The following is a 21,950-nucleotide window of genomic DNA, read 5'->3' as shown; positions in this document are numbered from 1 at the left end:
ATGAAAACATTAAGAAATTTATTATATCTACCTGCTATCGCATTGCTGTTCAGTTCTTGTGAACTATCTGAAATGCCCCAAGCAACCGCAACCGAAGATGATATCTTTGGAACCGAAAACGGATTGAAAACCTACAGTATTTCATTCTACAACAATATTACCTCCGGTTCAGATGCCTATAAGGGCGATGCCATGACCGATTATTCTGTGGTCAATAGCCTTAATGACTTTATGGTCAAGGGAGCCTATTCTCCTGAAGTAAGTTCGGGATGGTCTTGGTCAACCTTAAGGAACATCAACCAAATGATCGTCAAAAACAACCGTGAGGAGGTTAATGAAACGATCCGTAATAACTATACCGGACTGGCTCGCTTTTTCAGGGCTTGGTTCTATTATAATATGGTTGTACGATTTGGAGATGTGCCATGGATAGACCATCCAATCTCGCAAGATGAAAGAGAAGTTCTTTTTGCAAAACAGGACTCTCGTGAGGTAGTGGTAAAGCACATCTTGGAAGACCTTGACTATGCCTACCAAAATATCACTGAAACCGCAGGCGACGGAACGGTAATCAACAAATGGACTGCCCTTGGTCTAAAAACCAGAGTGGCACTATTCGAAGGGACCTTCCGTAAATACCATGCACTTGATCTACCAACAAAACCAGATGACTTCTTCAAAATGGTAGTTGATGCCGGCGATATTTTGATATCAAAAGGTCCTTATTCCCTGAATACTGCCCAAGGGGTTAAATTATCCCAAAGGCAGCTGTTTATCAGCAATACGCCGGTTACCTCTGAGGTTATGCTAGCGGTAGCATTCAGTAAGGAATTGGCCATCTTAAATGATGCCAACTGGTGGTGGACTTCCGCAACCTACGGTCCTAGATTGAGCTTGTCCAGGGAATTTGTGAACAGCATATTGAATATCGATGGAACTCCATATACCGACCGTGCTAACTACAAAACTGAAGAATTCTTTGAGGAAACCCAAAACAGGGACAATCGCCTTTCGCAGTTGATCCGTACACCCGGTTACAAACGCAATGATGCTCCAGCTCCGCCCAACTTCAGCAGCTTTACCTATACGGGTTATCAGCCTATCAAATATACTTTGGATGATAGCTTCTATGACAATGGTGGCTACAATACCAATGCTGTCCCGTTGATGCGCTTTGCAGAGGTATTATTAAATTATGCAGAGGCAAAAGCTGAATTAAAGCAATTATCGGCTTCAGATTGGCAAAAGACCATTGGTGCACTTCGTGCTCGAGCAGGGGTGACTGGGGGGACTAATGCCCTACCTACAAAAGTCGACCCATTCCTTCAAAAGACCTTCTTCCCTAAGATTTCAGACCCTATTCTGCTAGAGGTTCGCCGTGAAAGACAGGTAGAACTTGCATTAGAAGGTTTCAGATTCAATGATTTGAAGCGTTGGAAATTAGGCGAATTGATGGCAAACCTGCCTTGGACGGGTATCTATGTGCCAGCCTTGAATACTTTAATGGATTTAGACCATGATGGTAAGATGGATGTTGTGTTCTATGATGGCAGTCAATCTGGACCATCCATCACAGTACCTTCAGGTGTTGCTAAAGTCGCTATCGGTGGAAAGGCAACCAACTTCCAAACACTTACTGCCGACAAACATTTGGAATGGTTCAAGGCCCAGCCCCGTTCTTGGGATCCTAACAACAAACAATACTTGTACCCAATCCCGGCTACAGCCATCGTAAAAAATGAAAACCTGGTACAGAACCCAGGTTGGTAAAATAAAATGAATTATCGTTTTCCAGTGGCTGCTAGATCTAGCAGCCACTTTTTTTATATATCCCCAATTTCATTGACAACAAACCATTTATTCCTTAGATCCATCGGTGTACTAACCTGTGGCCTACCTTCAGCATCCCGATAAGAGACCGTTTGCCTATAGACAAAATTACCCCAATTCCGATTCAGGTCATTCTGCAATGGCCACAGGTTGGCAACCTGATCGCGTCCGCCAAAGCCTAGGTCCTTAACATGGTCAAAATCATAACCCGATAAGGTCAAGTGATAATTCTCTGTCATCAACCTCCTGAATCTATCCTTTTCGGCACCCGAACCTGAAGTTGAACTCCGTTGCAATTTATCCCCTATCCGCACAAAGTTCTCACTGTCCACCCCAATCATAATAAACTCAGTCCCTTCGCCTGGCATTTCATTCCTGCCACTATAGCCCCTTCTCGTGGTCGGCGGAAGCTCCACACGGGTCTTACGATCAGCTGGCGCTGATTCTATAGGATCTGGTGGTACCATGCCTCTACTTCGCCATAAAGAATCTTTCGGAATCAGATCGGTTATCGCAAGCACATGCCCGCGTTTGGTCCAGCGGATTGCAATCGGATTTTCATAGCTACCATCCGGCAGATCGCCCTCAGAGATCAAAATAGCGACATGTTCAGAAAGGTTATTCAACAGACTATCCAACCTGGCCTTTTTAGCTAAAAAGGCAGCCCGTCTTTCTTCTGGAGGCAATGTGCGCGGAATAAAGTTCATTTTTTCCCGGTCTATTTCCTGGGCTATAGGTAAGGCCGCTTGCTGTGCCCTTCGCTTGTCATCGTCATTGGCAACAGGCACATTACGGATAAAACTTTCAAATGTGGTACCCCTTCTACTGGCAACCATCAAAGTCGCATTCTCTTCTTCACCATCAAAATAAAGCTCATGGTCCCTACCATCTCTGGCCCTGAAGGATTTCATCGCGGTCCACCAGCCAACCAGTGCTGCTATGGCTTCCCTACCCCTGTCAACCAGCCAATCTCCGGCCGCCAACAATCGGTCTACCAACCAATCGATTTTCTCATCGATCCATTCCTCAGCTCGGGTAGCCATTTCCCTAATCCTTCTTCCGACCCGACTCATGCTGACCTGATTGGACAAAAACTCCAAGAACAACGGTATGGCCCGCTGCAAATTGTTTTCAAAACGCAATGCGGCATTCATAAAGGTACCTGCCATTACTTCCCCCACATTGTCCAGCACGCCTTCTACCAATTCCAAGATCTCCCTCGCCCTATCGATCGCTGTTTCGACTGCCCGGTAAAAAGTAACGATGGAATTGACTACCGCCATAATACCCGTAGGATCCAACATGCTGACCAGCCTTGTACTTACCCGGGTGATAATATTGCTCACTAGCCAGTCGATAACCGAATCCACCAAGGTCTGCAGCAGTTCAGCTCCACGATCCCGGATCATCGTAATGATCTCATCCAAGCTGTGCTCATGCAGGGCAACAACCCAACTCCAGGCCTGTCCGGCGGCACGACCGATCCTACTGATCCACAGCCTTACCCTTGCGGCCAATTCTGCCCCTCTTTTCCGCTCAATGCTCCGATAGACCTTTTCCATTCCCACACTGAACAGACTGCCCAACATCCTGAAGATCTCCGTAAAATTAAAGGCCCTAGGTATATAGATCGGACTTCCTTGGACGGCATCAAACAGCCAGGTCGTAAAACCTTCCCTTAGATGGGTCCACTTACGCTCAAAGAAACCGATAAAGCCCAGCTTGGCCGTCTGCAGCATATTCACAAAGAATACCCTAGGCCGTTCGATGATACTGTCAAATACTTCAAAGGCTTTATTGAAGACTCTGACTGCCAACTCAGCTGGAAACCTTAATACCTCGAGCAACAGATTAAATACCTCCCATAATGCTCCCTTTACATCTCCATGGACAAACATCATGTTCAGTATGAGCATGCACCGGGTCCGCATGGCGGTCCAAGCACCTTCCACATCCTGAACCTCCCGGAGCAATGGAATAAGCTTAAATATATATTTTACAAAAAATGCAATTATCTTATCCCGTATACATTTCGGGATCCTATGGAAGAGGTCATCCAAGATCAAGAATCCCAATTGAATATAATTGGTCATCGCACGGCCTATCTTGGCCAATATTCTCGTTATCGGTTGCAAGAATGTCCTGATCCGAGCAAAGGCAAGCTGCAGATTGACGATCAGCTGGGTAGCCTGTACATTCGCCCATGCTTCCAACTCCACAAACTTTTCCGTCAACCAATTCACCGCCATATTGATAGCCGTAAGCATCAAGGCAGAAACATCCTGCGGGATACTTTGCAAGGAAATTACTGCCGTATGCAAAGTACCGCTGATCATTGCGATCTTAGCGCGCAAGAAAGTACTCAAACTTTGGATCGCCTGAAACAGGCCCGGAATCAATACCCCATTGATAAAACCTCTTTCTCGAATGATGGCATCCCGATGTATGATATAATGCCTGATCCTTGAAGCCGCATACATAATGCCGGTTATCATAGCTCCAGCAACAATAAATGGCCCCGCAGGAGATAACAGCAGAATAATGCCACCCAATATCATCAATTGGGTTTTATAAGGTTCCAAGGCTTGCTTCACCTCTTCCCATAGACTCAGGACCTTCCTTTTTACCTGTTCCCAAAGACTATCCTGATCATCACCTTCAAAACCTATCGCCCTTGCAAACCAATGCCATATATCCGCATAGACCGAAATAACGGTCTGAATATGGTTCCATATCCTTTCCGCTACCCATTTGATACCATCCCAGATCCTGCCGAAGATCCTGGAGACAAAATCCCAGATCGGCTTCCCGATATCGTTCCATACATGGTCGATAAATCGCTTGATCGGAGCCAAAAAGGTCTTGATCCTATCGAGAACGGGATCTGCAATCCCTTCCAATATATTGTTGATAAAGTCTGTCGCTTCCACAAATGGCGAACAGTCCCCCTGTTTCAAGCGCTCAATGGCCGTAACCATCCAAGCCCTGAAAAGATGGAAATTGGTCTTGATCAGACTGATAATGGAAGCTCCCAACCGAATCGGTTCACTAAAGGTATTCACGGTGCTGTTCACAAAGTCGGCTACTTTCCCCTTCGCCCAATTGCTGAAACCCTGTACCCTAAATATGTCGTAGACCTCAGGCGAAGCCTCCCTCAGCAGGGACCAAAGGGCCTCTTTGGCCTGCTCCATTAAAAAGCCATCCTCCTCATCCTGTTTGGCAATTTTCTTCTCCGTACTGCTCAAACTCGGATTTACTGCCGCATGCGCTGGATTAGGGCCAGCAGTATGGGCAGACTTTTGCTGCACCTGCTTCGGTCTTGCCCCGCCCTGCTGTATGGTATGGGTCAGTTCATGGGCCAAGAGATGCATGCCCGCATGACTGTTCACATCAAACTTACCTGTATTGAAATAAATATCATTTCCATGCGTAAAGGCCTGCGCATGCAGATCCTTATTCATTTGAACCGCCATGCTATTATCATGAATCCGGATCTGCGAAAAATCAACCCCAAAGGATTTTTCCATCTGCCTTAATATTGTCTCTGGCAATGGACGTCCTGCACCTTTTGAAGCAGATAGGTTATTCTCTACTGACGTCTGAGCCTTATTCCTGAATGCATTCAGGCTGTTAGCCTTTCGCTGCACCGTATTATCCCTTTCCCTTTCATCAGCCTTACGTTCCAAGTATACCGCTCTTCTAACCTCGGATTCATTTTGAAGCTGATGTCTAGATCTGTTCCTTAAGGTTCGCCGATTTTGAGGCCGCAGTTTCATTTCCCGCCTTTTCCCATCTTCCAGGACTACGCTCATCTGGCTCTCATTAGCATGCGCCTGTTTCTGAAGCGTTTTATCCTCCCGATCCTGCTCTTTCCGCTTGATTTTATCCCTCTCCTCCTCCTTCAATTGAACCTCATCATTCCCTGTTTCCTTACGCTGTACTTTTTCCTCCTGCGCGCATTGATCACATTTTCTCTGGACCAATGGCGTAATCGAAGGCTTCTGCTCCTCCCTTCTATTTCCCGCGTTTTCCTTCTCTTCCATCTTTTGCACTACCCGATCTGCAGTGGCATCGGCCTCCTTCTCATACCGGTCATTCGGCTCAGAAACATTCAACTTCGGCTGTACAAAAAAAGAAGAATTCTCCGACTTCCTCTGAAAGAAATCAGCATGGGTAGCACTATCGCAAAAAAATGAAGATTCAGCCCCTTTAGAGAAAAAAGAGCTGCTCGATTTGGCAGGACTTGCCACTGACTTTGCTTCAGCAGCTTTCATATCGGAATCGTTAAGACATATCCCTTAAATTTCCGCAGGAAATGCAGAAATAGCAATAGCTAGCAGTAGTCAATTTATAAAAGAAGTAACTGCCAACATCCTATTATGAAAAGCTCTGAAATATTTAACCCTTTAGCTCGGTATAGATTTCGATAAGGTTACTCTCAGGATCGCGGAAATGGGCAACCCGAATCCCCCAGTCATCCATATCCATGGGAACCGTAATAAAATCAATGCCCTTCTTCTTTAAGTCCTCAAAAGATGCATCAACATCATCAACCTCCAAGATCATGGCAAATTGATCATTCGACCCACGCCTGTTCTCTATCGCCGAAATGCCCAAGGCCATATTCATCAACTCCGACTTAAACAGCGCCAAGCCCCCAGGAATCCCAATGTTAAAACTGGCGTAAACCTCCCCCACATCCCCATGTGCACATTCCAGACCTAAAGTCTCCTTGTAAAATGTAAAGCAACTGTCAAAGTCCCTGACCATTAACCTGATATTGTTGAGTTTCATAGCGATGTGTTTTGGTTAGCTTAAACTAATTTAATGCATTTATTTGAGGAAACAGCTGTGGATGATATTTGTTTTTTGAAGAAAATTCTTTTTATACCCCTACAAATCATTGAAGAATCATAGAATTTGGCATTATTTCAATTCATTTTAAAATAATATTGTATGTTAAATTAATGGCCATAAAAAAATGGCCACTTTTAATAATAAAATTATCCTTTCATCTCCTATCTCTTTCTTCCCAGCAATCTATTGATTTCTTCAATTGTAAAATAATCTCTTCCACCGATTTTAATGGGTTTAATAATATGGTCATTTTTCATCCTATAATAGGTTGATTTACTTATTTTTAGCAGTTTAATCAGATCATCAACATCAATAAGTGAGTTATCAGGAATTGGTTTAATGTTTTTGGTTTGGGAGTTAAAAAGTTGGGCACTTTTAAAAAATTCACTGTTTGTTCGGGAAATCTCGGTATGATCGACTAACGTTTCATACATTTTTTCCAACAACCTTCTCACCCGCAGCAATTCATTGAATCTTGGTCTGGATGGATTTTCGTTCATATATTATGATTTGATTACTATCATGTACTAACCCCTCGCTACTCTATCCTAATGGGCCAAATTTAATTTTTAATTAAACACATTGCGTGGCTTTTACGTTAAGAAATTGAAATAAATGTATTAAGTACTTATTGGACTCAGCTATCATTGCAGCAATTACTTTATCTTTTCTGCATGCTGCTACCTGATAGTATATTAATTTCCAACCATTTGGCCCATCGAACCTAGGTATCAATCGATATTATTGACTGCAATACCCAAGCGATGCTTGAGAGACTTGCCAAAAAAAACCCAGTATACCCTGCAGCTCTTGGATCAGGGAATACTCCTACAAATAGCTATGTCTATAATAGCGGTAAATAAAACAAAACGAATGCTGATTTTTACTCATATCCATTGCGCCAAAACGGCCCAAAGTTATGCTGACCAATTCTCCAATATTATTTAAATATCTTTTTTAAATTTTTTAAACAATTAATAGCTGCTCAAACTTTATTGCTGCAATTTCTTCTGATGGGCAATTTAGAAATGACTATTAATTTCAGAATATATACTTGATTGGTCCAGGGAATGATAAAAGGAAGAATTCTTCAATTAACAAATGGAATTTTCCTTGATGCGTTGCAATTTTTCATTTAAAATTGGTTTTTGATCAGACATTTTATTTTGACTTAGTTTTACTCTCATTCGAGACACATTCGGAAAATTCGGAATGTGTCTCGAATGAGACTGGGATGAGACCAAGAAATTCTGATGGAAATTGAAATTTTTTATCGAAGGATTATTTTTCTAAGTTTTTCAGTTTTTCAAGTATTATTTCGGCCCTATTTTTCTTTCCAGGCTCTGATTTAGAATCTAAATCTTCCTCCCGATATTGGCGGTACTGATACTTAAAATCTTTAAGGAATTCAACCTGTTCGACCTGTACTATTCTTTTGGGCGTTAGGGCGCCGAACCATTCCTTGTCATTTTCTACTGCCCAAGATACTTGATAAATGTTAGCTTTTTCAGGAAATTTATGTCGATTTGAATTTTTTATTTCCTGCCATGCTAAATCATTGGCATAAATTACCGACATACAGCTGTCCTTTGGATTATTTGAAAGGGTTAAGGCATGCAAAAGCAAAGGGTTTTCAGGCAGTTTCCCAAGACTTATTATGGAGGCTTCTCGGTTCAGCAAACGATCAGCATGGTCCTTACAGCTAATTTGAAGGACAGACAAGAAGGAAATCAAGATGTATAGGATATTTTTCATGGTAGGATTTAATTAAGGTTCTTAAGCAGAAAAGGTCTAGTAAAAACATAATCGCTTTCTTGGAGTGGTTTATGGCAGTTGGTACATTCCGTCGTTAAAATCGCTTTTCCACCATACGGTTTCAGGTCTTTTCCCCGCCATCTTGCCCAGCCCCAACCCAAGCTGCTTTTAAATTTCTGGGCATCCTTGATCATAAATTCCACCTGAAAGAACTCCCCGGTTGATAGCGTTCCGTCCGCATTGCTCCTTGATTTCCATGCTGCTTTTGCAAAAATGGCTCCATCAGGCCAAGGTTTAACCCGATTCTCCTTAATGGCCTTTACGGCGATATCATTGGCATAGATGAGCCGCATCGTAGCATTATCAAAACGATCTGAAAAACTGATCAGCTTCCAATCTTTATATTCAGGAATATACTCGATTCCATTGGCATTCGCTGCAACAATCATTTTTTCCACCGCTTTTGGGGAATGGAGGTTTTTGTTGCTATCTAAAACCAGTGCGGGATCAAATGCTTTCCTAGGCGTACGCTCAGTCAAATACCTTTTTAGGATTGCGATATCATTCTCTGAGGGTTTGTTGTCCCCATGTATATAGCTATAAGATTTCAGTGGCATTTCACCCTCCAATATTTTATTCAAGCTGTAATAGAGGAGATTGTTCCTGGCCGGGATTTCTAAGGAATCCCACTTTGAGAAATTCATTGCCGCCCTACCCTTTGCGATATGGCCATTGACAAAATAATCTAAGGGTACGATTTTATCATACCAACTGAGATTGCTTTGGGAGGAATGACAATCAAAACAAGACTTTTCTAAAATAGCATTGATTTCCTCCGGAACTCCGGACAGTGGTTTTGCTGGATCCGACTGTACCGAATCCGCTCTTACAAAGGGCAAAAATTGCAGAACAATGATTCCCGCAAATAAAACCAAGGGGACATAAAGTGATCTTTTCATCTTAACTGATTGATGGTTCATGGCTCAAAATTAGCTTGAAACCTGAAGTAATGCCGCTTCAATGAGCTTGAAAGGGATAAAATGGAAGCTAAAAGTGAATATTTGGCCTTGAAGGGGATCCAGATCCGTGAAGGAAAGTATTAAAATCAGGTTTAAGTGCAGGAATTTTTGATTCCCTCACAAAAGCTATACATTTGAATGTCTCAACAAATAAAATGAAAAGCTCCAAACATTACTTATGGACATTTATAGGCCTAACTTTGCTGGCTTTTCTGGCTTCTGCGGCCTCATTGAGCTATTACTACCAAGAAGCTAAGACTTCCTTGCTGCAACAGAAAGAAAGTGCCGGTAAAAGAGAAATCAGGGAACTGGGCGTTTTGTTGGAACAACAGATCCATGCTGGGATTGCAAAGGAAACGGTGATTGCGAACCTTCAGAAAAGCATCCTGAACACGGATGTGCAGAGTGAATTTGTCTGCATGTATAATACCCAAGGCATTGAGCTATGCCACCCCGATCCATCCTTGATCGGACAAAAGATCGACGCCTCAAATTCTTCCATCAATATAGCCGGTCAACGGAATTCGTTTCGCCAGATCTTGAAGGAAGGAAAGGAACGCTCCGGCACCCGGGAATTCCCCTCGGATAGCCAAAGAAGTTCCGAAATAGTCAGTGTCTACCCAGTTCAGGGAACAGATTGGATGCTGGCCAGCCATGCCAATATTGCTGCAGTTCAGGCTCAGTTAGAGGATCTATTCCTAAAATTTGTTGTGGGTGGAATTCTTTTTACTTTATTCATTAGCCTCTCTTCCTTCCTATTGATCCGCTTGATCTATAGGACTTACGAAAAGCAAAAAGAGGCTGAGATTGCAGAACTCAACATGCAAGTGAATACCCTACAGATCATGAACCAGCAACTCGAAACAGTAAAGAACAATATCGCTCAAGAATTTTCCGATAAAAAACCGACTCGAAAACGTATCCTCTCCTATATCAGGGATGAGGTTATTGCCTTGGATACCGATGATATCGCCTATTTTGAATTGAACAACAATGCTATAATAGCAAGGACATTTGATCAAAACACCTATAGCGTCAATGGAAGTTTGGATGAGCTGGTCAATGAGCTGGACCAAGAGGTCTTCTATAGAGCCAACCGACAGTTTATCATTAATATCCGAGCGATCTCCAATATCTGGGTGTATGGGAGGAATCAACTGCGAATTGAAACCACGGCAAAAAGTGAAGCCCCAATCCTTATTAGCAAGAACAAGGTCTCTGAATTTAAAAGGTGGTTAGATCGTTAGAGATTTGCCCGAAGTTGCCATTCTATAGGATAAATATTGCTAAAAAATTCCTATATAATTGCAATTGCTCAATCGCATGAACCGAAAGAAATAAAAAATTCATGGCCAGAAAATAAATTTAATCTTTAAGGTTCCCTTACTTTAGTCCTGCTTTCCGAAAATCTATGTAAATATCGTTTATATCCTTTTTTTTAATTGTTTAAACAAATATTTTAATAATACCACTAAGTATTTTCTAAAACATTTAATTAATTGACCTGTTTTTTTTGAAGAGGATAAGAAACAGAGTTTTAAAATTTAAATGATTAAACGATGAGTATGTTAGAAGATTTGAAACTAAAGAAAGACCTGATTATTGCCAATTTCAAGGAAGCTGCCAATGATGGTTATGACCATTCGATTGAGTCCGCAGGAAAAAAAGGTCTTCGTTCAGGGCGTGTGTCTGAACTGACAGCTATTGCGGATTTAAAACCTGGTGGTGGAGAGCGATTAAAGAAAATCATGGAGATTGCCGATGGTAATCTTGGCGGAGCAACACGCGTAGGTACCTTACATGACCTGCGGATTGTCCTGTTGGACAATGACAGCAAAATACTGTTCTGTACGGCCTACGATGGCGATTGGGATGCATATATCGATGATTTTGCGACCAAAATCCCGGAATTGATGGATATCATCTTTGGGAATGTGGAAGGCTGGCCTGGCATCAAGGATCCAAGCGTCAAACAATTTATCATTGATCATCAGATTACTGCAACGGGTTGGTATGTTGGTGTGCCACACCTAACGGTCAACGATATCCGAAGGCAGGACAAGATCGTATCTGGACTGAACAAGGTAATTGATGAAGCGAATAAAAGTTAGGCTATGGCATTTGAGATTTTAAAAAGGATTTTTAATCCGAACAAGGTGGAAATTGAATTGGAGGATATCCAATCCATGATCTTACGTAGCCGACCCATTCCCTATTATGGGACGATGGCAGCCCTCCGAATCAAATCTCCCGAAGCGGGAAAGGAAATGATCAAGGCCGTGCTACCCTTGGTGCATTCTGCCCAAGATTGGGACAAAAACGAAGGGGCTACCGTATTTTTAACCTTTACCTATAAAGGATTGGAAGCACTGGGATTACCGAAAGACTCTCTGGATTCCTTTCCGGAATCGTTCAAGGAAGGCATGGCCGCTCGAGCCAAGTTCTTAAAGGATGTGGATGTCAATGACCCCAAGCATTGGGAAAAATCATTTAAGCAGGAAATCCATGTCGCTGCCGCCGTAATTGCCGATTCTGCAGACGCATGGCAAGAATTATTGCAACAGTTCAGGAAAGAGCTGGAGGGGAAATCCGACATTGAGGTCTTGTTTCAGCATGATTTTGGTGCAACGGAAGAGGTCAAAAATGTCTTTGGATTCAGGGATGGCATCAGCAATCCGGAAATTGAGGGCAGTGGCATTGAATTACCCGCCAGCTATGACCGTCCGATAAAAGCGGGGGAATTTATCTTAGGTTATCCGGGTGAAGCTGGAGTAATCGCTCCTTTTCCTCAACCGGAAGTTCTGGGAAAGAATGGTTCTTTTCTGGCAGTGCGTAAATACCAAAGCCAGGTTGCTGAATTCAATAAGTTTATCCAAGAGAACAGCAATAGTCCAGAGGAAGGCGAGCTATTGGCAGCAAAGACAGTAGGCCGTTGGCGAAGTGGAGCTCCCTTGGTCCTAAGTCCAGATGCGGATGATAAAGAACTGGGCGAGAATATGCACAAGAACAATGATTTTTCATTCAAGCACGATGAATATGGCAAGAAATGCCCTTTCTCTTCACACATCCGCAGGATGAATCCTCGGGATTCCAAAAACTTTGTGATGGAAGATGTTCGCTTGCACCGCATCATTCGAAAGAGCGTCACCTTTGGAGATATCGTCCCTCCTGAGGTTACCAAGAATGATGGCAAGGAACGTGGTCAGTATTTCCTCGCCATCAGTGCCAATGCAATGGGTACCATGGAATTCTTACAAGCCCAATGGGTAAACGATGGGAATTCCCAAAACCTGGGAACCGAAACCGACCCTTTGATATCTGTTCAAAAAGATGGACTGTTCACTGTCCCCGCTGATCCCATGGTCAAACGGTACCACAACCTCCAGACCTACAACATCGTAAAAGGTGGAGCGTATTGTTTTATCCCAAGCCTTTCTGCCTTGAAATGGATCAGTGAACTGGCATAAATAATCACACAATATTCATAAAATGCTAAACTATAGAACATGAACAAGGAGTATATAAAATATAGCCCTGATTTGGAGGAAATCCCAGAGAATTTCGAAGAATATATGGCTACCATCAATAAGGATATCCAAAACTACATCCAGGAAACCAAGCAACTGAGCAATATCAACCATTATACCCGAGATGCACATGCCAATGGCTATGCCGCCCTAAAGGCAGAATTTGAAATCTTGGGAAATCTTCCGCCCGAGCTTGCGCAGGGCGTATATTCACAGCCTGGAAAGCACGAAGCTGTCATCCGATTTTCCAATGGCTCGTCAAGGGTCCTGCCAGATAAATTAAGTGGCAATGCCCAAGGTATGGCCATTAAGGTCTTTGATATACCAGGGGAAAAATTGGCACCTAACGAGGTAAATTCCCCTAATATGGATTATAACCTGATCAATAATCCGGTATTCTTCTGCAATACGGCTGAACATTATGTCTTTATCTCTAAGCTATTCCTTAAGCTGACCGATTTCTTTGAAAAAGGCGCCTTAGGTAAACTGGAATTTGCCGCATTATGGGCCACAGAAAATAAAAAGGCTTTTCCAAATTGGGAAGCGCTCAAGGAATTGAATGCCTTAAAAACCTTTGAAAAGATCCCTGCCATCAATAGCTTTCTATACGAATTCTATAGTATGGGCGCAGTAAGGCATGGAGATTACATGGCTAAGGTCAGGGTAAAACCTACCGAGGAGACCAAACAGCGGGTTCAACAGAAAGATGTGAACATAGAATCCGAAGATTGGCCCTATCGTTCTGCAATTATTAAGGAAATCGCTAAAAACGATATGACCTTTGAACTGCAGGTGCAGCTCTGCAATGATCTGGACAAACTGCCGATCAATGATCTGACAGTTGAATGGGATCAAGAGCTTTCGCCCTTTCAAACGGTAGCCAAGATCAGCATTTTTCAACAGGAAGTTCCCGCAGATGGCAACTTTGAAATCATGGAAAATCTATCCTTTACCCCTTTTAGGACCATTGAGGAAAATAGCCCAATCGGCAATCTACAACGGACCAGACAACAGGCCTATGTCACTTCATCAACAAGTCGTCATGCCCTTAATCATAAGAAAAAAGTGGAACCTAAAAACCTAAAAGAGGCTTTTGACCCAAGCTTTTATAATTTGTAGATTTTAAGATCGCGGTAAATTGATTTTATCGCGGTTTTTTTTGGACGTGATTGTCAACCTGACGAAGGAAGGATCTCGGGATTTTACAGGCTTAATCAATTACGGCTGGCATTGGCGTACAGGTCCTCCATCTTCTTTCCTCCCCTGCTGTCGTCCTGACGAAGGAAGGATCTCGGAATTTTACAGGCTTAATCAATTACGGATGGTATTGGCGTACATGCCCTTTACCTTCGTACCCCTGCTGTCGTCCTGACGAAGGAAGGATCTCGGAATTTTACAGGCCTAATCAATTACGGATGGTATTGGCGTACATGCCCTTTACCTTCGTACCCCTGCTGTCGTCCTGACGAAGGAAGGATCTCGGAACAATGTATACATATCCATGTTGTATTGGCATACAGGTCCTTAACCTTCGGTTAAGGATGACAAGCAGTTTCTGAGGAGAACCGTACAGATTCCTCACTGATCGTTCAGAATCAAAATGCACTAAAGAGGGATTCAGAGTGAAACGAAGAATCTATTGATGTTTTTTTTTGGAAATCCTGTCATCCCCAAATCGTAAGATGAGAAAACCATTTCAAGTGAAGTATGGATAGTTCCGAGACCCTTCGGTGATACCCTCATGGTGACATAGGAAAGGTATAGAAAAACATTTCACCCCCACTGTGGGTTCGCCATTACAAACATCTAATTTCTACAAACATTTCACCCCCGTTGGAGGTTTCTCAATACAAACATTCACCTTCCTGAGGAAGCCCTTTAGCCTCCCGGCTCATTTCCAATGGCGGAAAAATGGAAAGAATGCCGTTGTCCTGCGCGATGGGATTGGCCTTGGAATGCTTCCTTCAAAATTCTCCATCAAAAGGGAGAATTTTGAAGGAAGATATTCCCGACAACAAGGCATTCTTTTCATGTGAAGTGGATGGTGCGAAAAGCCATCTTAAATGAGCCGAAGCGTTTTGGTTACTTTTGCGCCTCAAAAGTAACGAAGAGAATTGGTATCCGTGAGCTCCTTCGTCGGTTTGGTTACTTTTGGGCTTCAAAAGTAACGAAGAGAATTGGTATCCGTGAGCTCCTTCGTCGGTTTGGTTACTTTTGGGCTTCAAAAGTAACGAAGAGAATTATACATACATACCTGCATTTCAGATCCTATGGATTAACTTTGAAGAGTTGAATGATAAATGCTTTCAAAAAATTTAGATTATGATCAAGATATACCATAACAACATGTGCAGTAAAAGTAGGGCTACTTTAAATCTTTTACAGGAGGGACAGGAGGAAATCAAAATTCAGGAATACCTTAAACAGGTTCCATCAAAAGCTGAATTAAAGGAAATCTTAGCTATGCTGAAAATGAAGCCGTTGGATTTGATCCGTAAGAATGAGGTTATATTCAAGGAGAACTATAAAGATAAAAACCTATCCGATGAGGAATGGATAGATATTATGCTTGCAAACCCAGTCCTCATAGAAAGACCGATTGTTGTCAAGGATGGAAAAGCTGCAATCGGTAGACCAATTGAAAAGATCATTGAGCTCTTGAAAACTTAAGTTCCAATAGCTTCATTTTTCCTTCCCCATAACCAATAAATAAGGATACCAAGTAAACTTCCAATTAATATAATGAAAGTCCACAGATATTTTTGATTGACGTTTAGGGATTTATTGTGGATAATATGAAATAGGGTATAAAAAAACGGTAATGCTCCTATTAACAAAAAAACAATCTCGATAGAGCCAATATTGATAAACAGTAAATTCATAATCAGGATTTTATTTAGTTAAAATTAACAAAAATCTGTACAATAATTACCTAAAAACTGGTATTTATAGAAAGTAAGAATAGCCTTACTTTTGTATGGAACAACATCACATTAACTCCTTTGCATAAGTACATACAATTAGGATAGAATGAAAAATGCCCAACCGTATGGCTGGGCATTTTCCTTTATAGGAGTTTTGGATATTATTTATCCAAATCTCTTAACCATGTTTGAACTTCTTCACGAGTTTTACCCGTTTTTTTCTGAAGTTTACCATATAGTTCGTCTTCTTTTCCTTCAACATACAATAAATCGTCATCCGTTAGATCTGCATATTGCTGTTTTACTTTTCCTTTTAAAATATTCCATCTTCCTTTTAAATCTAATGAATCCATTTGCTTTTTATTTTAAGTGAATTAATAAATATGTGTGTATAAAAGGAACAATGCTAAACCTAAATAGTTTTATTTTTTTTGAATTCAAGGAGAAGATTGCAAAAACCAAATGATTGATTCTTTGTTTTAATTACATGGATTTAAACAGAACTTTTGCATATCATCATGAAGGCCGTGAGATTCAATTCAGCGTGACTTATGACCCTAAGACCCATTCATTCAATGTGGTTGAGGGCGATAACATCAATTATATCCTGTCCTATAACCCAGCGACACGGGAATGGACAAGCACCGAAGATCCTGGACCTAGTATTTCAGTAGATAAATTGGCCCAGTTGGTCCAAAAAAGTTTCGGAGTCTTCGTATAAGCAAAAAGAAATTTTAATTAGTTTTCCCTCGAAATGCAGGTATTTGGCCTGCATTTTTTTATTTAAAGAAACAGCCCCAAAATTAATTTGGAGCTGTCAATTATTTAGACATTTTACCTATTTCTGCCTTAAGGTAAGCTGTCCATACTATTTCTTCATAATGCCTTTGCGAGCTTATTTATCGGTAGTATTCATTGGGTGAACAGTCTGGAAAGGAAATAGTTCATTTTATTTGGATGGAATGGATGAGGAGGGTGGTTTTGTGGATGTAAGGGTGGTTTGAACCAGGATGGAATGGATGAGAGGATGGACCAAGACAATTTCTTACAGCTACACTACCCACCTGATAAGGTTTTCCACTGGGTCCCGGATTATCCATTATTTATTTAAAATAGATTCTTCGCTGCACTCTGAATCACTCTCTAGCGCATGTTGATTCTGAACGATCAGTGAGGAATCTGTACGGTTCTTCTCACAAACCGCTTGTCATCCTTAACCGAAGGTTAAGGAACTGTACGCCAATATATTTATGATTGTTTAGTCCCGAGCCCCTTCTTTCCTCAGGATGACCCGGAAAAGGAGAGCTTTTTCCACGATATACTGCCCTAGAAGGGCAGAATTATTTTAGCAATAGTTTTTCGCTACTTCCAGGCTAACTTGCCATGTTTTCTAAAATAATGTAACCCCTATGGGGTTATATATTTAAAAAATAAAAGAGCTAATTTATTTTCATTTCCAACATGGTATCATCACCTTCCGATAATTTTAGTCCAATTATTTTATTCTCAGGATGGCAAAACGGAGGGACCCGAGGCCTAGGAAAGTACCTTATGAAAAAAGCCCCTTCAATGATGAATTTCAATTTTTTTTAGATAATTTAAAGTAAAAACTCTTTTGATTCGTCTTTGTCTTTATGGACGAGGCACAGCTAGAACGTATGTCGGAAAAAAACGCCAAAACTTTTTCGGAGGTTGTCAAGGAATATGGCGGCCAGTTGCTGCGCTTTGTCAAGGCGCGGGTGAAAAAGACTGCCGATGCGGAAGATATCCTGCAGGAGGTTTGGTATCAATTCTCGAGGGTTACCAATATTGAAGATTTGGGAAATGCTGGGGCATGGTTATATTCCGTTACCCGAAATAAAATCACAGATAGTTATCGAAAAAAGAAGGATGAATCGCTCGACGAGCTTACCGAAGCTGCCGATGAGGACTCCTTCCCTATTGCACATCTCTTGGTTGCCGATGAAACGGACAATCCCGAACTCAAGATGTTCAAGGATATCTTCTGGGACGAGCTGATGAAGGCTCTGGAAGAACTACCCGAAAAACAGCGCAAAGTGTATATCCTTAATGAAATCGAAGAGATGACCCTACAGGAAATTGCAAATCTTGAAAATGAAAACCTCAAGACCATCATCAGCCGAAAAAGCTATGCGGTTAAGCATCTTAGATTAAGGTTGCGGGGTCTCTATAATGAATTAAAATCTTAAAAAAAAAATAGCGATGAATAGCTCAATGAATACTAAAAGAAAAGGGAAAAAGATCTTTATAGGAATAGCCATTGTTATCTTCTTCTTCCTGCTCATTGCCTTGCTTCAATTTCTATGGAACAAGCTGATGCCCGAGATATTCGGTCTGAAAACCATTGATTACTGGCAGGCACTCGGATTGTTTATCCTTTCTAAGCTCCTATTTGGTAGAGGCTTTGGAAAGCCAGGTTCTGGCTTTGGCCGTAAAATGCGACAAAGAGAACTAGATCGTTCCGACTTAAGTGAGGAAGAAAAGGAAAGATTGCGGGAAGAATGGAAGCGCCGCTTTGATTCAAAATGTGGATTTTAGGCTTGCCTAGGGGGGAAATTGAATATTTTTCAAAATAATTTAAGGTAAAAGGATGGGTTCCTGCGTCTACTACATCAAAGGCCTTTAAATAGAACAAAATAAGAAAAACATGAAAAATAAATTTCAATTAATAATTCCAAGATTACTTGTAGTAACAGCCATAGCAGGTATTGCAACATTGCTGATCGGAACAATCTTTAAAGTACTGTTGGTTACAACCATCTTGTTTTCCATAGGAACCTTGGTTTATTCCAAAATCAGCAGACGTAGAAAGCATGCAGACTATCCTGCCTACAGGGCAGCATTTGAGGACCCGATAAACGGTCCTTACCTTACTGCAAATCCACAGGCTATAGTTCCTGTTCAATATGTGAACAGAGCGAGCAAACCCAGCATTGTCCCTATTTACTAATTAATAAAAAATGATAAAAATGTTCAGAAGAGAAACATATAACCAAGACGCAGAAGCTCAGCAAAATTTTTGCCGAAGCAATTTTAAGAGAAAATTTGACCGTTTTCAAAATCACTTTTTCAATGAAGGAAATCCCTTCAACAGAAGTCAAAAAGCAAACATCCCAGTGAATATTGCAGAAAATGAAGAATTATACCAGGTTCAGGTATATGCGGCAGGCAGGAAGAAGGAACAATTTCAGGTAAATATAACCGACCAGGTCCTGACAATCACCTGTAAAGCTGCAGAATTAGAGCCAGGATTAAAATATATCTACCAAGAACAGCAATTAGGTGAGTTTGAAAGAGCTTTCCAATTGCAGGATGAGATTTTGTTAGGGAATGTACATGCCAGTTTTGAGGACGGTATCTTAACGGTAATCCTTCAGAAAGATCCTTCCAAAATAAAACCGGCACAGGAAGTTCAGGTCTCCTAGTAGACTTGAGATAACATAGAACCATAGAAAGAGCAACCTGATGAGGTTGCTCTTTCCTTTGTATAAAAAATTATCCTTGTGAAATCGCTGAAGAAAGGATTATGATCCAAAGAAGTATCGCTCCACATCTTTCCATCCATTCAATCTTTCAAAACCAGTTTCATGGATATTGTGATAGCAATTAAATATCAGGCCTGTACCCGAGAAAGAACGTAGATTATAGATATGGTCATCGATCATATAGTCTGCTTTGATGATGCCCTTATTGCCACAAAATACCACTTGATGCCAAGTAATAAATGGGAAATGCTCTTGTAACCAATCAAATTTTTCGACCAAGCTCCAAGGGAATTCCATTGCTGCCGAAACGATATACACATCAAAATTATCGTTCAGACGCTTGACCACTTCTTGGGCATCAGGATTCAGGGGAAGGGTCCTAAAGAAATCAGGTTTCTCCAAATATCGGTAGACTGCAGCAGGGTCCTCAAAGCATTCGGCTTCTGGTTTTCCTTGGATCTCGGCTTCAGTGATCCGGATTCCTGTTTCCTGGAAATGATAAGCTAAATAATGCGCCATGTTATTGGCCAAGACCCCATCCATATCGATGGCAATAGTTTTACGTGTTGACATATTGGAAGATATGAAATTATTTGATACCGAAAAATCATCTAATTGATATTTTCGATCAATCTTTCTTTATCAGGAGGTTCGGGAATTACCTTATTATTACAAAAGAACCTTAAATAATTACGGACATTAAAATTTGAGCTGTCTCCCCAATCATTAAAAACTTTACAGGCATCCTCGCCCCTATTTAGCATCAGATAACAGATCCCCAAGGTTCGAAGGCAATCATTATAGTAAAAAAATTGTTTTCGATTGACAGGAACCTGTATCGCTTTTTCTAAATGAGGTAAGGCCTCTTCATATTTTCCTTCTTGGTATAAGTCATCCCCTAGTTGGAACGATGAAATTGCATCCTTGATCTCCTTTCCGACATCTTTTTTATCGAAAGTCGAATAATGGATCCTTTGAACGACAAGAACATTCTCTTTAAAATCGTTAAAGAAAAAACCACTGATCTTATTCAGTGCTTTCCTGAGATCGGTTTCCAGTTTTAAGTCAACTGGATTTAGAAATACGACATCCCTGATTACATTATTCGTATCCAGTACAAATTCAATTTCACAAAAGAATTCGGATCTTGACTTCTTTTTTAGTTCCGAGGAATAAAATGCCATACTGCTTGCAAAATCCATATTGCTGGTAAACCTCACCTTGTTAAAGGTATCTTCAATCAATAATTTCTCACCGTTTCTTTCTGCATATTTTGCCTGAAATTCAGGATATGTTTTTATGAATATGGAGTCTTTCAAAAAATAAAAGATATGATCAGGGTCGCCACGCTCTTGTATCACAAGGTAATCTGAGTCAAAAGAATAAAAAAGGGATCGGTGGACCATATCAATATTTTTGAGATCATCATATCTGGCCTTAAATGGTTGATCGTTGATTTTTAACTCATCTTTTGATATTTCATAAATGGTTTCATTGGAAAACAAGGGCGAATGTATATCGGAAATCATCTTATTGGCATCGGTGACAAAATCAAGGACCCAACGCCCGATCAGTCGATTCTCTTGGGCATTGATCGGTTGGAAAAACAAGCAAAACAGAAAGAAAAGCAGAAAGGACTTGCTAGGGAACATGTTTGGAATGCCTCCAAAATATTTGCAGTTCATAATAATTGATTAAGAGTAGTTGAAAGTAAAGATATTTCCCAAGAATTCGAAATGGTTCAGCCCCTAAACTGAACTGTCATTAAACAGCGGTTATTTATTAATAGAAACTTAATGAAGTTAAGTATTTGTGATAACATTTTCTTAATATTTCAACCATAATTTTATGTTTTAAAGATCAAAGCAAATTAACCTCATGAAACGTATCCTAAAACTCTACCATGAAAACAGGTATTTTTATAATTGTTTTTTAACCTGGTACTTTTTTTTGAGTTGCATTGTATTTTCAATTCCGAAACAAGAGTCATTTTTATTTATCAATTCCAAGCATTCTTTATTTTTCGATTATTTTTTCACGGTCATCACACAGTTTGGCGATGGAATCTTTGTGATTGCCTTAGCCTTACTTTGTTTCTTTTTATGGTCCAAAAGGCTGGGCGTAGCAATTGCAGCAACCTATATAGGCTCTGGATTGATCTGTTCACTCTTAAAAAGAACCTTCCATACCCATAGACCGGGTTTCAATCTTCATGATGACCCCTCCTTTCATTCCTTGGCCTGGATGCCCATGTCCTACCACAACGCATTTCCATCTGGCCATACTACCTCGGCATTTGCCTTGGCCACATGTATTGCCCTATATTCTAAAAATAGAAATTTGGCCATTATTGCATTCCTGCTAGCTTGCTTGACGGGTTATTCACGGGTTTACCTAGGTCAGCACTACCTTGATGACGTATGGTTTGGTTCTTTATTGGGAATTAGCTTCTCCTGTTTATATGGTTTGTTGGTTTCCTATTATGGTGAAAATGGCTTCAGCCTTTCCATACCTAATAACTTTAAAGTATAA

At 41.0% G+C, this 21,950-nt stretch carries 21 protein-coding genes; 12 read left to right on the top strand and 9 right to left on the bottom strand.

Annotated features, from left to right (window positions below):
* Complete coding sequence (locus tag ACWIB3_RS14635) at positions 1-1,770, top strand: RagB/SusD family nutrient uptake outer membrane protein (protein ID WP_454291969.1); 1,770 nt, start codon at positions 1-3, stop codon at positions 1,768-1,770.
* Between the two features lie 53 nt (positions 1,771-1,823).
* Here ACWIB3_RS14635 and ACWIB3_RS14630 read toward each other — a convergent pair whose 3' ends face one another.
* The 5 genes from ACWIB3_RS14630 to ACWIB3_RS14610 form a co-directional block, all read right to left on the bottom strand.
* The gene (locus tag ACWIB3_RS14630; RefSeq protein ID WP_454291968.1) at positions 1,824-6,104 is read right to left on the bottom strand and encodes an eCIS core domain-containing protein; all 4,281 of its coding nucleotides are present in this window, start codon (positions 6,102-6,104) and stop codon (positions 1,824-1,826) included.
* Positions 6,105-6,228: 124 nt separating this feature from the next.
* Complete coding sequence (locus ACWIB3_RS14625) at positions 6,229-6,624, bottom strand: VOC family protein (RefSeq protein WP_454291967.1); 396 nt, start codon at positions 6,622-6,624, stop codon at positions 6,229-6,231.
* A gap of 224 nt (positions 6,625-6,848) precedes the next feature.
* On the bottom strand, positions 6,849-7,187 hold the full coding sequence (locus ACWIB3_RS14620; RefSeq protein ID WP_313189122.1) for a helix-turn-helix domain-containing protein: 339 nt from the start codon (positions 7,185-7,187) through the stop codon (positions 6,849-6,851).
* 781 nt (positions 7,188-7,968) lie between these two features.
* The gene (locus tag ACWIB3_RS14615) at positions 7,969-8,442 is read right to left on the bottom strand and encodes a hypothetical protein (RefSeq protein ID WP_454291966.1); all 474 of its coding nucleotides are present in this window, start codon (positions 8,440-8,442) and stop codon (positions 7,969-7,971) included.
* A gap of 8 nt (positions 8,443-8,450) precedes the next feature.
* Entirely contained in the window at positions 8,451-9,401 is a 951-nt protein-coding gene (locus ACWIB3_RS14610; protein ID WP_454291965.1) for a cytochrome P460 family protein, read from the bottom strand.
* A 215-nt stretch (positions 9,402-9,616) separates the two neighbouring features.
* Here ACWIB3_RS14610 and ACWIB3_RS14605 point away from each other — a divergent pair, with 215 nt between their 5' ends.
* The 5 genes from ACWIB3_RS14605 to arsC all read left to right on the top strand — a co-directional run bounded on the left by ACWIB3_RS14605 (position 9,617) and on the right by arsC (position 15,658).
* A complete protein-coding gene (locus ACWIB3_RS14605) occupies positions 9,617-10,708 on the top strand; it encodes a LytTR family transcriptional regulator DNA-binding domain-containing protein (protein ID WP_454291964.1) in 1,092 nt (363 codons plus the stop codon).
* Between the two features lie 312 nt (positions 10,709-11,020).
* The gene (locus ACWIB3_RS14600; protein ID WP_093097237.1) at positions 11,021-11,572 is read left to right on the top strand and encodes a hypothetical protein; all 552 of its coding nucleotides are present in this window, start codon (positions 11,021-11,023) and stop codon (positions 11,570-11,572) included.
* A gap of 3 nt (positions 11,573-11,575) precedes the next feature.
* Positions 11,576-12,928, top strand: a complete 1,353-nt coding sequence (locus ACWIB3_RS14595) for a Dyp-type peroxidase (protein ID WP_454291963.1) — start codon at positions 11,576-11,578, stop codon at positions 12,926-12,928.
* A 39-nt stretch (positions 12,929-12,967) separates the two neighbouring features.
* Entirely contained in the window at positions 12,968-14,107 is a 1,140-nt protein-coding gene (locus tag ACWIB3_RS14590) for a catalase family protein (protein ID WP_454291962.1), read from the top strand.
* A gap of 1,203 nt (positions 14,108-15,310) precedes the next feature.
* Entirely contained in the window at positions 15,311-15,658 is a 348-nt protein-coding gene (arsC, locus tag ACWIB3_RS14585) for an arsenate reductase (glutaredoxin) (protein ID WP_454291961.1), read from the top strand.
* Here the strand turns inward: arsC and ACWIB3_RS14580 are convergent.
* Together ACWIB3_RS14580 and ACWIB3_RS14575 are read right to left on the bottom strand one after the other, a co-directional pair.
* A complete protein-coding gene (locus tag ACWIB3_RS14580) occupies positions 15,655-15,870 on the bottom strand; it encodes a PLDc N-terminal domain-containing protein (protein ID WP_368041466.1) in 216 nt (71 codons plus the stop codon). The two genes, arsC and ACWIB3_RS14580, sit on opposite strands and share 4 nt — an antisense overlap.
* Positions 15,871-16,073: 203 nt before the next feature.
* Positions 16,074-16,265, bottom strand: a complete 192-nt coding sequence (locus ACWIB3_RS14575; RefSeq protein ID WP_093097249.1) for a CsbD family protein — start codon at positions 16,263-16,265, stop codon at positions 16,074-16,076.
* A gap of 134 nt (positions 16,266-16,399) precedes the next feature.
* Here ACWIB3_RS14575 and ACWIB3_RS14570 point away from each other — a divergent pair, with 134 nt between their 5' ends.
* From ACWIB3_RS14570 to ACWIB3_RS14550, 5 genes are all read left to right on the top strand, one after another.
* Positions 16,400-16,633, top strand: a complete 234-nt coding sequence (locus ACWIB3_RS14570) for a hypothetical protein (RefSeq protein WP_454291960.1) — start codon at positions 16,400-16,402, stop codon at positions 16,631-16,633.
* Between the two features lie 937 nt (positions 16,634-17,570).
* On the top strand, positions 17,571-18,122 hold the full coding sequence (locus tag ACWIB3_RS14565; RefSeq protein ID WP_185216728.1) for an RNA polymerase sigma factor: 552 nt from the start codon (positions 17,571-17,573) through the stop codon (positions 18,120-18,122).
* 25 nt (positions 18,123-18,147) lie between these two features.
* Positions 18,148-18,471, top strand: a complete 324-nt coding sequence (locus ACWIB3_RS14560) for a hypothetical protein (protein ID WP_214656435.1) — start codon at positions 18,148-18,150, stop codon at positions 18,469-18,471.
* A 109-nt stretch (positions 18,472-18,580) separates the two neighbouring features.
* Positions 18,581-18,883: a hypothetical protein gene (locus ACWIB3_RS14555; protein WP_185212525.1), complete on the top strand. Its 303-nt coding sequence runs from the start codon at positions 18,581-18,583 to the stop codon at positions 18,881-18,883.
* 19 nt (positions 18,884-18,902) lie between these two features.
* Positions 18,903-19,358, top strand: a complete 456-nt coding sequence (locus ACWIB3_RS14550; protein ID WP_185216733.1) for an Hsp20/alpha crystallin family protein — start codon at positions 18,903-18,905, stop codon at positions 19,356-19,358.
* A 99-nt stretch (positions 19,359-19,457) separates the two neighbouring features.
* Here the strand turns inward: ACWIB3_RS14550 and ACWIB3_RS14545 are convergent, their stop codons facing one another.
* Both ACWIB3_RS14545 and ACWIB3_RS14540 read right to left on the bottom strand, forming a co-directional pair.
* Positions 19,458-19,991 carry a 5' nucleotidase, NT5C type gene (locus ACWIB3_RS14545; RefSeq protein WP_185216735.1) on the bottom strand — a complete coding sequence of 178 codons (534 nt, stop codon included), beginning with the start codon at positions 19,989-19,991 and terminating at the stop codon, positions 19,458-19,460.
* Between the two features lie 38 nt (positions 19,992-20,029).
* Positions 20,030-21,103: a tetratricopeptide repeat protein gene (locus ACWIB3_RS14540; RefSeq protein ID WP_454291959.1), complete on the bottom strand. Its 1,074-nt coding sequence runs from the start codon at positions 21,101-21,103 to the stop codon at positions 20,030-20,032.
* Positions 21,104-21,368: 265 nt separating this feature from the next.
* Here ACWIB3_RS14540 and ACWIB3_RS14535 point away from each other — a divergent pair, with 265 nt between their 5' ends.
* Positions 21,369-21,950: a phosphatase PAP2 family protein gene (locus tag ACWIB3_RS14535; protein WP_454291958.1), complete on the top strand. Its 582-nt coding sequence runs from the start codon at positions 21,369-21,371 to the stop codon at positions 21,948-21,950.

The organism is Sphingobacterium sp. NPDC055431 (genome assembly GCF_053644255.1).
This window is presented reverse-complemented; position numbering and strand designations above follow the sequence as displayed.

What these genes read in the sequence shown, in the direction of transcription:
- ACWIB3_RS14615 (WP_454291966.1), bottom strand. Translation starts at nt 8,442, where the DNA reads ATGAAAAATATCCTATACATCTTGATTTCCTTCTTGTCTGTCCTTCAA.
- ACWIB3_RS14550 (WP_185216733.1), top strand. Translation starts at nt 18,903, where the DNA reads ATGTTCAGAAGAGAAACATATAACCAAGACGCAGAAGCTCAGCAAAAT.
- ACWIB3_RS14620 (WP_313189122.1), bottom strand. Translation starts at nt 7,187, where the DNA reads ATGAACGAAAATCCATCCAGACCAAGATTCAATGAATTGCTGCGGGTG.
- ACWIB3_RS14545 (WP_185216735.1), bottom strand. Translation starts at nt 19,991, where the DNA reads ATGTCAACACGTAAAACTATTGCCATCGATATGGATGGGGTCTTGGCC.
- ACWIB3_RS14575 (WP_093097249.1), bottom strand. Translation starts at nt 16,265, where the DNA reads ATGGATTCATTAGATTTAAAAGGAAGATGGAATATTTTAAAAGGAAAA.
- ACWIB3_RS14590 (WP_454291962.1), top strand. Translation starts at nt 12,968, where the DNA reads ATGAACAAGGAGTATATAAAATATAGCCCTGATTTGGAGGAAATCCCA.
- ACWIB3_RS14605 (WP_454291964.1), top strand. Translation starts at nt 9,617, where the DNA reads ATGAAAAGCTCCAAACATTACTTATGGACATTTATAGGCCTAACTTTG.
- ACWIB3_RS14565 (WP_185216728.1), top strand. Translation starts at nt 17,571, where the DNA reads ATGTCGGAAAAAAACGCCAAAACTTTTTCGGAGGTTGTCAAGGAATAT.
- ACWIB3_RS14570 (WP_454291960.1), top strand. Translation starts at nt 16,400, where the DNA reads ATGGATTTAAACAGAACTTTTGCATATCATCATGAAGGCCGTGAGATT.
- ACWIB3_RS14560 (WP_214656435.1), top strand. Translation starts at nt 18,148, where the DNA reads ATGAATACTAAAAGAAAAGGGAAAAAGATCTTTATAGGAATAGCCATT.
- ACWIB3_RS14540 (WP_454291959.1), bottom strand. Translation starts at nt 21,103, where the DNA reads ATGAACTGCAAATATTTTGGAGGCATTCCAAACATGTTCCCTAGCAAG.
- ACWIB3_RS14555 (WP_185212525.1), top strand. Translation starts at nt 18,581, where the DNA reads ATGAAAAATAAATTTCAATTAATAATTCCAAGATTACTTGTAGTAACA.
- ACWIB3_RS14580 (WP_368041466.1), bottom strand. Translation starts at nt 15,870, where the DNA reads ATGAATTTACTGTTTATCAATATTGGCTCTATCGAGATTGTTTTTTTG.
- ACWIB3_RS14625 (WP_454291967.1), bottom strand. Translation starts at nt 6,624, where the DNA reads ATGAAACTCAACAATATCAGGTTAATGGTCAGGGACTTTGACAGTTGC.
- ACWIB3_RS14635 (WP_454291969.1), top strand. Translation starts at nt 1, where the DNA reads ATGAAAACATTAAGAAATTTATTATATCTACCTGCTATCGCATTGCTG.
- ACWIB3_RS14630 (WP_454291968.1), bottom strand. Translation starts at nt 6,104, where the DNA reads ATGAAAGCTGCTGAAGCAAAGTCAGTGGCAAGTCCTGCCAAATCGAGC.
- ACWIB3_RS14595 (WP_454291963.1), top strand. Translation starts at nt 11,576, where the DNA reads ATGGCATTTGAGATTTTAAAAAGGATTTTTAATCCGAACAAGGTGGAA.
- ACWIB3_RS14610 (WP_454291965.1), bottom strand. Translation starts at nt 9,401, where the DNA reads ATGAAAAGATCACTTTATGTCCCCTTGGTTTTATTTGCGGGAATCATT.
- arsC (WP_454291961.1), top strand. Translation starts at nt 15,311, where the DNA reads ATGATCAAGATATACCATAACAACATGTGCAGTAAAAGTAGGGCTACT.
- ACWIB3_RS14600 (WP_093097237.1), top strand. Translation starts at nt 11,021, where the DNA reads ATGAGTATGTTAGAAGATTTGAAACTAAAGAAAGACCTGATTATTGCC.